Consider the following 10,807-nt stretch of genomic DNA (forward strand, 5'->3'; position numbering starts at 1 on the left):
CAGCGGTCGGATTTTCGGTGGTTGATGATGTCGGATGTGTGTAAGCACTGCACGCATGCGGCTTGTTTGGATGTGTGTCCGACGGGGTCGTTGTTCCGGACGGAGTTCGGGACGGTGGTGGTGCAGGAGGACATCTGTAATGGGTGTGGGTACTGCATTTCGGCGTGTCCGTATGGGGTGATCGATCAGCGTAGGGGTGATGGTCGGGCGTGGAAGTGCACGCTGTGTTATGACCGGTTGGGTGCGGGGATGACGCCGGCGTGTGCGCAGGCGTGTCCGACGGAGTCGATTCAGTACGGGCCCTTGGACGAGTTGCGGGAGCGGGCGGCGCAGCGGGTGGCGACGTTGCATGAGCAGGGGGTGTCGGAGGCGCGGTTGTACGGGGAGGATCCGAACGACGGTGTGGGTGGTGACGGGGCGTTCTTCCTGTTGTTGGATGAGCCGGAGGTGTATGGGTTGCCGCCGGATCCGGTGGTGACGACGCGGGATCTGCCGGCGATGTGGAAACGCGCCGGCCTGGCCGCGCTGACGATGGTCGCCGCCACGGCGCTGGCGTTCCTGGGCAGGCGGCCATGACCGACGCGACGCCACCGCACGAGCCGGTCGGCGCCCGGTTCCGCGAGTTCCAGGCCCACCTCGACCAGCCCGACCGGCAGCGCCGGGGTCGGGGCCACGGCGGCGAGCAGCTCACCGTGCCGCCGGCCGACTTCAGCTCCTACTACGGCCGGCCGATCCTCAAACCGCCGGTGTGGAAGCGCGACATCGCCGGCTACCTGTTCAGCGGTGGCCTCGCCGCCGGAGGCGCGCTGATCGGCGCGGGAGCCCAACTGACCGGACGCCCCGCCCTGCGTCGTGTGGGCCGCTGGACGGCCCTCGGCGGCACCCTCGCCAGCGCGTACCTGCTGGTGCACGACCTCGGTCGGCCGGACCGTTTCCACCACATGCTCCGGGTCGCCAAGCTGACCTCGCCGATGTCGGTGGGCACCTGGATCCTCACCGCGTTCGGGCCGGCCGCCGGTGTGGCGGCGATCGCCGAGTTCGCGCCCCGGCTCCCGCAGCACGGCGTGCTCGGCCTGGCCCGCCGGCTCGCACCCTCCGTCGGCGACGTCGCCGGCCTGGCCGCCGCGGCCACCGCCCCGGGGCTGGCCACGTACACCGGAGTCCTGCTCGCCGACACCGCCGTGCCGGCCTGGCATGACGCGCACCCCTTCCTGCCGGTCGTCTTCGCCGGCAGCGCGCTCGTCGCCGCGTCCGGGGTCGGCCTGATCGCGGCGCCGGCCGCGGAGACCGCCCCGCTGCGCCGCCTCGCCCTCGCCGCCGCGACCGTCGAGGCGATCGGCGGTCACCGGCTGGAGCGGATGGGACTGACCGGCGAGCCGTACGTGCGCGGCCGCAGCGGCCGGCTGGTCAAGGGGGGCCGGGTGCTGCTCACTGTGGGCACTGCCGCGGCCTTGTTCAGCCGGCGCAGCCGGGTCCTGTCGGTGCTCTCCGGCGCGGCCCTGGTGGCCTCGTCGGTCGCCACCCGGTTCGGGATCTTCGAGGCGGGCAGGGTGTCGGCGCGCGATCCGAAGTACACAGTGGTACCCCAGCGGGAGCGCCTCGCCGAGCACGGGCCGACGGTGCACGACGGCCGACGCTGAGCGCGTCGCGCACGGGCAGTGCCCTCGCGGGGTACTGCCCGTGCGCGTCGCAGCCCGGCCGTCGCCTCAGCCGGTGAACAGCTTCGCGGCCGTGATGACGGTCTCGACGATGCCGTAGCCGAGCAGCGCCGCGACGAGCAGCCAGGACAACCAGAGCCGCCCGGTCTGGCCGCCGACGTGCTCGGGCACCGGTGGCCTGCTCTGCGGGCCGAGGGCGACCGGCTCGGTGACGCTGGCGCGCGCCACGGGCGAGGTCGGACCCCGGTCGGGCTCGTGGAAACGGTCGGGCACGGCGCGGACCAGCAGGTTCGCGACGAAGCCGATGGCGAGCACGCCGACCATGGTGAACAGCGCGGGTCGGTACGCCGACGCGGTGAGCGTCCCGGGCTTGCCCTGGCTGTCGAGGATCCCGTTGACGATCAGCGGGCCGGCGACACCCGCCGCCGACCAGGCGGTCAGCAGCCGGCCGTGGATGGCGCCGACCTGGAAGGTGCCGAAGAGGTCCCGCAGGTACGCGGGCATGGTGGCGAAGCCACCGCCGTAGAAGGAGATGATCAAGGCGGCGATCAGCACGAAGACGGCGGTCGCGGCGTGCCCGGCCACGGCGAGCAGCGCGTAGAGCACCATGCCGACGCCGAGGTAGACCATGTAGATGGGCTTGCGGCCGATGAGGTCGGACGTCGTCGACCAGATGAACCGGCCGGCCATGTTGAACAGCGACAGCACACCCACGAAGCCGGCCGCCGCCGACACCGAGACAGCGGTGGAGCCGTTGTCCCGGAAGAAGTCCTGGATCATCGGGCTGGCCTGCTCCAGGATGCCGATACCCGCCGTGACGTTGCAGAACAGCACGATCCACAGCAGCCAGAACGAACGGGTCCGCACGGCGTTGGACGCGGACACGCTCGCCCTCGTCACCAGCGACCGGGTGGCGACGCGAGCGGGGTCGAACCCGGCGGGCCGCCAGTCCGGCGGAGGAACCCGGACGTTGAACGGGCCGAACATCATGATCACGAAGTAGCCGATGCCGAACGTGACGAAGAGCCCCACCAGCGCGGACCCCGACGCCACGGCGGCCGGGTTGGCAGGGTTGTAGTCGGGGTCGTAGAGCGACAGCAACTGACGCGCCAGCGGGCCGGCGACCAGGGCGCCACCGCCGAATCCCATGATCGCCAGACCGGTGGCGAGACCCGGCCGGTCCGGGAACCACTTGATCAGCGTGGAGACGGGCGAGATGTAGCCGATGCCCAGCCCGATGCCGCCGATGACGCCGTAACCGAGGTAGAGCAGCCAGAGTTGCCGGGTCGCGATGCCGAGCGCGCCGACCAGGAACCCGGTGGCCCAGAAACAGGCGGAGACGAACATGGCCCGGCGGGGGCCGTTGCGCTCCACCCACCGGCCGCCCACCGCCGCCGACGAGCCCAGCATGACGATGGCGATGCTGAAGATCGCCCCGATCGCCGTCTGGCTGACGTCGAAGTGTGCGATGAGGGAGTTCTTGTAGACGCTCGTCGCGTAGACCTGGCCGATGCAGACGTGCACGGCCAGCGCCGCGGTCGGGATGAGCCAGCGGCTGTATCCCGGGGGAGCGACGGTGTGCCGAGGGTCGAATACCGACAGCATGGGCTCCGCACCTCCTGCGGCTGAGTGGGCAGGCGGCGAGGCGGAGCTGTCCGGAGCCCTCGTACCGTCGCATTGCCCACTGGGCGGATTCCGCGCGCTCCCGGATGACGCCGGGCCGGGGAATCGCACCTGACTCCCGGCGGATGACCGAGCGGCTTGCGCCGCCACCTGGCGGCCCGACGCGCGTCCGGCGTTCGCCGTTGATCGGCTGTAGCTCACGTTACGTGGTCGCCGGACCGCGGCTCGCGATTACGGGAAAACGGGCTGGTCCGGCTCGTCGCCTGTCGGCGCGGGCCAGGGTGGAGGTCCCACGCCGGTGATCCGCACACCACCCCAGGCGTCGACCTCGGCCAGCCGGGCGGGCCGGGCCCGGTCGGCGATGCGAAGCTCGACGTCGCGCCGACCGGAGCGCAGCAGTCCGGCCACCCTGGGCTCGGGCTCGATCCGGCCACTCCAGTGGTAGCGGCCGTCGACCGGCTCCCACCGACCGCTGAGGTGCACCCGCACCGGGGTGCCCGCGACGCTCGCCGGGCCGTGGTAGCTCACGGCACGATTCGTTCGTGCGCGCGGGTCAGCTCGCGCGGCAGGTCGGCGCTGGCGCGGACCCCCTGGATCCCGCTCCACAGCAGCGTGGTCAGGTAGTCGGTGAGGGCCGCGCGGCTGATCGGCTGGCCGCGGGTCGTCCACCAGTCGCCGACCGCCTGAACGAAGCCCACCAGGCCGTACGCCCAGGGCTCCGCCGGGCCGGCGTCCAGGCCCAGGGCGCGGAGCCGGTCGCCGATCACGCGGGCCAGCCCGGCGGCCACCTGCCGACTGGTCCCGGAGACGACCTGGTGGATGCCGGGGTCACCGGACCGGTGGATCAGGAACCGGTAGAGCGTCGGCTGGGACTCGATGACGCCGAGGTACGCGTCGATCGTCGCCTCGACCAGGTCGCGCTCCTCGCGGACCCGCGCGATGGCCGGAGCGATCGTGTCGACGACCTGGGCGGACAACCGCTCACTCACGGCGACCCAGAGCTTCGACTTGTCGGCGAAGTACCGGTAGAGGACCGGCTTGCTGACGCCGGCGGTGGCGGCCACCTGCTCCATGTCGACCTCGGGGCCGTGCCGCAGCAACGCCTGCACGGCCGCACCGACCAGCGCCTGCCTGCGCTGCTCACGGTGGTTGGCCCAGCGGTCCCGGCGGCCGTTGCCCGTCGCCGTCCGACCGTCGCCGGTGGACGCGGCCGGCGGCTGGGGTCCATTGACATCGATGCGTGGCGCTTGCATGCTACTACAGGTAACAGTTACTGCCAGTCACGTCAATGTGGAGGAGTCATGGAGGCGGCGGAACCCGAGGACTCGGCGGTCGCCGAACGGCTGCTCACGTCGTCGCTGCGCACCAGCTACGACCCGGTGGTCGAGATCGACTGGGACGCGCCGCACACCCCGGGCGCCTACTGGCTCCCGCCGCACCGCAGCAGCCTCTACGGCACGGCGCTCTGGTCGGGCCTCAGCGAAGAGCAGCGCGTCGAGCTCACCAAGCACGAGGTGGCCAGCACGGCCAGCGCCGGTCTGTGGTTCGAGACGATCCTCATGCAGATGCTGATCCGGCACTACTACGACGCCGACCCGACCAGCCCGCGCGCCCAGTACGCGCTGACCGAGGTCGCCGACGAGTGCCGGCACTCGATCATGTTCGGTCGGCTGATCGAGGCGATGGGCTGTCCCGTCTACCGGGCGGACCCGTTCGACCACCTGCTCGGCCGGTTCCTCAAGGCGACCGCCAGCGGCCCCCGGATGTACGCCGCGATCCTCGTCGCCGAGGAGATCCTCGACGCGTTCCAGCGCGAGATCATGGCGGACGAGTCTCTTCAGCCGCTCATCCGGATGGTCTCGCGCATCCACGTCGTCGAGGAGGCGCGACACGTCCGGTTCGCCCGCGACGAGCTGGCCCGCCAGGTCGCGGCTGCCGGACCGGTCGGCATGGCGTACGCCCGGCTGCTGGTCGGTCGCGCCGCACACTCGATCGCCAACCGTCTCGTCCACCCCGACGCGTACGCGGCGGTGGGTATCCCGCCGGCGGTGGGCCGGGCCGCCGCCCGCGCCAACCCGTACTGGCAGGCCACGCTGCGGTGGTCGGCGGCCCGGGTGCACGACCACCTCGCGGGCGTCGGGCTGGTGGGCGGGCCGGGGCGGCTGTTGTGGGCCCGGGCGGGGCTGATCTGACGGCCGTCGTCCGGCCGGGGTGCGGCGTCGACGGGTCTGCCGGCGGTGCGGGGCGGCCGGACGTGGCGATGAACTGCCCACATCAGGCAGCCGTCAGGCACGCCCGATCCGCGGCTCGTGCCGGCCGGTAAGGCGCAACCCGACACCGCGTACGGCCTCGATCGTGGCACCGGCGCCGAGGTCCCGCAACTTGCGTCGCAGCCGCTTCACCAGCGACTGCACGTCCGCTCTGCGCTCGCGCCCCTCGTCGTGCCAGACCGACCGGTGCAGCTCGGCGTAGCTCCAGATCCGGACCGGCTCGGTGATCAGGCAGGTCAGCAGGTCGTGTTCCAGTCGGGTCAGGTCGACCTCGCGACCCCCGTACCGTGCGGTGGACCGGGCCGAGTCGATGACCAGGGCGGGGCCGGGCTCGACGGTGGGCGTCGGGGTCGACGGTGGCTCGCCGAGCGGGCCGGCCCGTTGCTGCGGGATCGCGATCAGCCGGCGCAGCTCGTCGAGGTCGGCCACCAGCAGCAGCGGCGCGATCCCGTCGAGGCGCTCCGCGAGCCGGATGCGCTCGGTCGGCGACGGTGTCACCGCGATCAGCAGCGGAAACGGTTCGTCGGCCGGATCAGCCCCGTCCACCGCCGTCTCGTCGTCCTCGGCCACCACACCGCCCGGGATCGATGGGCTTCCCTGCCCAGTTATCGTCATGGTCCTGACAATGATTGGCAAGCGCGCCGCCAGCAGGGCAACCGTTAGCGACAAGTTGCTCACAGCAAGTTCTTGATCGTCCTTTCCTCTCGATCATAGTGTCCACTCGGGCAACCGGCGTGACCCGCGCGGTGCATGGGGAGGCATGAGGGGTCCGTTCGCTCGGTTCCGTCGAGCTGGATCTCGCGCACTCCTCACCATGGCCCATAACACCCCTGGGTCGTTCTGAGGGAGGCAGCACCGATGTTCAGACGTCCACAATGGAGACGCACGGCCAGATCGCTGGTCAGCGCCAGCGCGGCGATGATCCTCGCCGCCACATGCCTGGCCAGCGTCGGCTCCGGCGCGCAGGCCGCGCCCGGTTCGTTGGGAGCGGGCACCGCCGCCGGGGACAAGATCCGACCGGAGCTCGCCCGCCAGCTTGAGGCCAAGAGCGCAGGGGACTTCTGGATTCGGTTCAAGGACCGGGCCGACCTGAGCAAGGCCAGTGCCATCAAGGACTGGACGAAGCGCGGCGCGGCCGTCGCGCAGACGCTGCGGGAGACCGCCGCCGCCAGCCAGGGCAAGATCCGCGCCGAACTCGACAGCTCGGGTACGAAGTACCAGACCTTCTGGGCCACCAACGCCATCAAGGTGAACAGCGGCTCCCTGGCGATGGCGCAGAAGTTCGCCGCCCACGCGGAGGTCGAGGGCCTCTACGCCCCGGTCGCCTACAAGCTGCCGGAACTCACCAAGGGCACCGACGAGAAGACCGTCAACTCCGTCGAGTGGGGCGTTGCGAACATCAACGCCGACGACGTCTGGTCCCAGTACGGCGTCACCGGCGAGGGCGTCACCATCGCGAGTATCGACAGCGGTGTGCAGTACGACCACCCGGCGTTGGTGAACTCCTACCGCGGCAACAACGGCGACGGCACGTTCGACCACAACTACAACTGGTTCAACGCCGCCGGGACGTGCGCCGACGCGCCCTGTGACGACGACGGCCACGGTACGCACACCATGGGCACCATGGCCGGCTCCGCCGGCGCGAACCAGATCGGTGTCGCGCCCGGGGTCAAGTGGATCGCGGCGAACGGCTGCTGCCCCACCGACGCGGCGCTGATCGAATCCGGTCAGTGGATGCTCGAACCGACCGACCTGAGCGGTCAGAACCCGGACGCCAGCAAGCGGCCGAACATCATCAACAACTCCTGGGGCACCCGGGAGCCGTCCAACGAGCCCTTCATGGAGGACGTGACGCTGGCCTGGGCCGCGTCCGGCATCTTCGGGGTGTGGTCCAACGGCAACAGCGGGCCGGCGTGCCAGACCAGCGGCTCACCGGGAAGCCTCGCCAGCAACTACTCGACGGGCGCGTACGACATCAACAACACCATCGCCAGCTTTTCGGCCCGGGGCACCGGGCAGAACGGCGAGATCAAGCCCAACATCTCCGCTCCGGGCGTGAACGTCCGGTCGAGTGTTCCCGGCAACGGGTACGGCACCGCCAGCGGCACGTCGATGGCCGCCCCGCACCTGGTGGGCGCGATCGCCCTGCTGTACTCGGCGGCGCCGTCGCTGATCGGTGACGTCGACGGGACCCGTGCGCTGCTCAACGGCACCGCGATCGACAAGGCCGACGCCCAGTGCGGCGGCACCGCCGCGGACAACAACGTCTACGGTGAGGGCCGGCTGGACGCCCTCGCGCTGCTCAACGCCGCTCCGACCGGCGATGTCGGCACCCTGGCCGGCACGGTCACCGACGCGGCCACCGGCGCACCGATCGCCGGCGCGACCCTGACCCTCACCGGTCCGACCTCGCGTGAGATCACCACCGGCGCCGACGGCACCTACTCGACCCAGGTCCCGACCGGCGACTACCAGGTCGTCGTGTCGGCATTCGGCTACGGCAGCACCACGAAGTCCGCGACGGTCGCCAACCGCGCGACCACGACGCTCAACGTCGCCCTGACGGCGGTGCCGCGCGTCAACGTCACCGGCGCGGTCACCGACGGCTCCGGCCACGGCTGGCCGCTGTACGCGAAGGTGACCGTGAGCGGCCCGTCCGGCGTCTACGACTACACGACGCCCTCGAACGGCCGATACAGCATCACGCTGCCGGCCGGGCAGACGTACACCCTGAGGTACGAGTCGCAGTACCCGGGCTACCAGACCGTCACCAAGGAGGTCGTGGTCGGCACGCGCAACGTGACCGCCAACGTCGCGGTGCCGGTGAACACCACCACCTGCACGACGGCGCCCGGCTACACGTTCGGCTCCGACGGCGAGTACGAGACCTTCGACGCGACGACCACCCCGGCCGGCTGGACGGTGGTGGACAACGCGGGCAGCGGTCAGGTCTGGAAGTTCACCGACGACGGCGGCCGGGGCAACCTGACCGGTGGCACCGGCAACTTCGCGATGATCGACAGCGATGACTACGGCGCGGGCACCAGCCAGGACACCTCCCTGGTCAGCCCGGTGGTCGACCTGACCGGCGTCACGGCCCCGGTCATCCGGTTCAACCAGGACTTCAACCAGCTCAACGACGACACCGCCGACGTCGACCTGAGCATCGACAATGGCGCGACCTGGACGAACGTGCTCCGGCAGGAGACCGACGTCCGGGGCCCGAAGCTCACCGAGATCCCGATCCCGCAGGCGGCCGGCAAGGCGCAGGTCCAGGTGCGGTTCCACTACTACGACGCCTCGTACGAGTGGTGGTGGGAGGTCGACAACGTCCTCATCGGCAGCCAGGTCACCTGCGTGCCGGTCGACGGCGGCCTGGTCGTGGGCAACGTCCGCGACAAGAACGACAGCAGCTACGTCAACGGCGCCACCGTCACCAGCAACGACCGGCCCGCCGAGAAGGCGGTCACCGTGGCGACCCCGGACGACCCGGGACTGCCCGACGGGTTCTACTGGATCTACTCGACGCTGACCGGCACCCACAAGTTCACCGCGACGGCCGGCAACTACGTCAGCCAGAGCAAGCAGGTCGACGTCGAGCCCGACTGGGCCACCGCCGCGAACTTCGTCCTCGCGGCCGGCCGGTTGTCGGTGACGCCCACCCAGGTGAGCGCGACGGTCCAGATGCCCAACGGGAAGGCCACCAGGACGTTCACCGTGACCAACACCGGCGGAGCGCCGGTCGAGGTCGGCTTCGGTGAGCGGGACAACGGCTTCGAGCTGCTGCGGGCGGACGGTTCCCGGGTGACCCGGCAGCAGGTGCTCGGCGCGGCCGGCGCACCGGAGCAGCGGCTGAGCGTCCCGACGTCGTTCGCGGCCCGGGCGTCCGGCAAGGCGACGTCGGCGACCTCCGCCGCGGCCGGCCCGCAGGCCGCTCCGTGGACGGACATCACCGACTTCCCGACCAACATCATGGACAACCGGGTGGTCACCCTGGACGGCAAGGTCTACTCGATCGGTGGTGGCGACGGAAGCGCCTCCACCGCGAAGACCTACGCCTACGACCCGGTCGCGCAGACCTGGACGGCGGCAGCCGACCTGCCCGGCGCCCGCAACGCGCTGACCGTGGGCGTGGTCGGCGGGAAGATCATCGCAACGGGTGGCTGGGGCGCCGAGGGCCCCGACGCCGCCACCTGGTCGTACGACCCGGGGGCCAACAGCTGGACCGAACTGGCCGACAACCCGGCGCCGCGGTCCGCGGCCGGGCAGGCGGTCGTCGGTGGCAAGCTCTACGCCGTCGGCGGCTGCACCACCTCGGCATGTCTGCCGATGTCGAACACGGTGGTCCGCTACGACCCGGGCACCGACGCCTGGGAGACGCTGGCGAACTACCCGAAGTCGGTGGCCTTCGCCTCCTGCGGCGGGATCGACGGCGTTCTCTACTGCACTGGCGGCAACGACGGCACCGCGGCGCAGAAGGCCAGCTACGCCTACGACCCGGGTGCCAACACGTGGACCGCCATCGCCGACGCGCCGACGGACAACTGGGCCAGCTCGTACGCGGTGGCCAGCGGCAAGCTCCTCGTCGTGGGCGGTTCGCAGGGCGGCGCCATCAGCAACGCCGGCTTCGCCTACGACCCGGCCACCAGCTCGTGGTCGAACCTGCCGAACGCCAACACCGCCCGGTACCGGGGTGGCGCGGCGTGTGGCTTCTACAAGATTGGTGGCTCGTCGGGCAGCTTCAACGCGGCACCGGACAGTGAGGTGCTGCCGGGCTTCGAGGGGTGCGTCGAGGCGGCGGCCGACGTCAGCTGGATGACGATCGACAAGTCGACGGTCACCCTCGCGCCGGGTGAGAAGGTCACGGTCACCGTCGGGATGACGGCGAACGTGGACCAGCCGGGCACCTACTCGGGTGCGGTCACGATCAAGGAGAACACGCCGTACTCGGTGGCGCCGGTGGCGGTGACCATGACGGCGACGCCCCCGAAGACCTGGGGCAAGCTGATGGGCACGGTGACCGGGACCAGTTGCCAGGGCGCGACCTCGCCGATTGCCGGCGCGGTCGTCCAGGTCGACTCGTGGGCGATGTCGTGGACGTTCGCGACCGACAGCGCCGGCAAGTACGCCTACTGGGTGGACCGTCGGAACAACCCGCTCACGATGATCGTCGCCAAGGACGGCTGGAAGCCCCAGACCCGTCAGACGAAGATCAGCACCACCACTCCCGCGGTGGAGAACTTCGCGTTGGCG

The 10,807-nt window shown here is 71.0% G+C and carries 8 protein-coding genes; 4 read left to right on the top strand and 4 right to left on the bottom strand.

What is annotated here, in order from left to right; all coding sequences use genetic code 11:
- Together AB0J68_RS16825 and nrfD are read left to right on the top strand one after the other, a co-directional pair.
- A partial coding sequence (locus AB0J68_RS16825) for a 4Fe-4S dicluster domain-containing protein (protein ID WP_363939253.1) occupies positions 1-576 on the top strand: 576 nt, incomplete at its 5' end.
- The gene (nrfD, locus tag AB0J68_RS16830) at positions 573-1,640 is read left to right on the top strand and encodes an NrfD/PsrC family molybdoenzyme membrane anchor subunit (RefSeq protein WP_363939255.1); all 1,068 of its coding nucleotides are present in this window, start codon (positions 573-575) and stop codon (positions 1,638-1,640) included. The genes AB0J68_RS16825 and nrfD, both read left to right, overlap by 4 nt.
- A gap of 66 nt (positions 1,641-1,706) precedes the next feature.
- Here the strand turns inward: nrfD and AB0J68_RS16835 are convergent, their stop codons facing one another.
- The 3 genes from AB0J68_RS16835 to AB0J68_RS16845 all read right to left on the bottom strand — a co-directional run bounded on the left by AB0J68_RS16835 (position 1,707) and on the right by AB0J68_RS16845 (position 4,534).
- The gene (locus AB0J68_RS16835) at positions 1,707-3,263 is read right to left on the bottom strand and encodes an OFA family MFS transporter (protein ID WP_363939257.1); all 1,557 of its coding nucleotides are present in this window, start codon (positions 3,261-3,263) and stop codon (positions 1,707-1,709) included.
- Between the two features lie 249 nt (positions 3,264-3,512).
- On the bottom strand, positions 3,513-3,809 hold the full coding sequence (locus AB0J68_RS16840; protein ID WP_355139932.1) for a DUF4873 domain-containing protein: 297 nt from the start codon (positions 3,807-3,809) through the stop codon (positions 3,513-3,515).
- A complete protein-coding gene (locus tag AB0J68_RS16845; RefSeq protein ID WP_363939259.1) occupies positions 3,806-4,534 on the bottom strand; it encodes a TetR/AcrR family transcriptional regulator in 729 nt (242 codons plus the stop codon). Before AB0J68_RS16845 ends, AB0J68_RS16840 begins: the two co-directional genes overlap by 4 nt.
- Positions 4,535-4,582: 48 nt before the next feature.
- Here AB0J68_RS16845 and AB0J68_RS16850 point away from each other — a divergent pair, with 48 nt between their 5' ends.
- Positions 4,583-5,473 carry a diiron oxygenase gene (locus AB0J68_RS16850; protein ID WP_354862595.1) on the top strand — a complete coding sequence of 297 codons (891 nt, stop codon included), beginning with the start codon at positions 4,583-4,585 and terminating at the stop codon, positions 5,471-5,473.
- A gap of 93 nt (positions 5,474-5,566) precedes the next feature.
- On the opposite strand, the gene AB0J68_RS16855 is transcribed toward AB0J68_RS16850, so the two are convergent.
- Positions 5,567-6,166, bottom strand: a complete 600-nt coding sequence (locus tag AB0J68_RS16855) for a winged helix-turn-helix domain-containing protein (RefSeq protein ID WP_355066440.1) — start codon at positions 6,164-6,166, stop codon at positions 5,567-5,569.
- A 243-nt stretch (positions 6,167-6,409) separates the two neighbouring features.
- On the opposite strand from AB0J68_RS16855, the gene AB0J68_RS16860 reads away from it, so the two are divergent.
- The coding region (locus tag AB0J68_RS16860; RefSeq protein WP_363939262.1) for a S8 family serine peptidase at positions 6,410-10,807 on the top strand (4,398 nt) is incomplete at its 3' end.

It is taken from the genome of Micromonospora sp. NPDC049580, assembly GCF_040675595.1.
GTDB lineage: Bacteria > Actinomycetota > Actinomycetes > Mycobacteriales > Micromonosporaceae > Micromonospora.

What these genes read in the sequence shown, in the direction of transcription:
- nrfD (WP_363939255.1), top strand. Translation starts at nt 573, where the DNA reads ATGACCGACGCGACGCCACCGCACGAGCCGGTCGGCGCCCGGTTCCGC.
- AB0J68_RS16835 (WP_363939257.1), bottom strand. Translation starts at nt 3,263, where the DNA reads ATGCTGTCGGTATTCGACCCTCGGCACACCGTCGCTCCCCCGGGATAC.
- AB0J68_RS16845 (WP_363939259.1), bottom strand. Translation starts at nt 4,534, where the DNA reads ATGCAAGCGCCACGCATCGATGTCAATGGACCCCAGCCGCCGGCCGCG.
- AB0J68_RS16850 (WP_354862595.1), top strand. Translation starts at nt 4,583, where the DNA reads ATGGAGGCGGCGGAACCCGAGGACTCGGCGGTCGCCGAACGGCTGCTC.
- AB0J68_RS16855 (WP_355066440.1), bottom strand. Translation starts at nt 6,166, where the DNA reads ATGACGATAACTGGGCAGGGAAGCCCATCGATCCCGGGCGGTGTGGTG.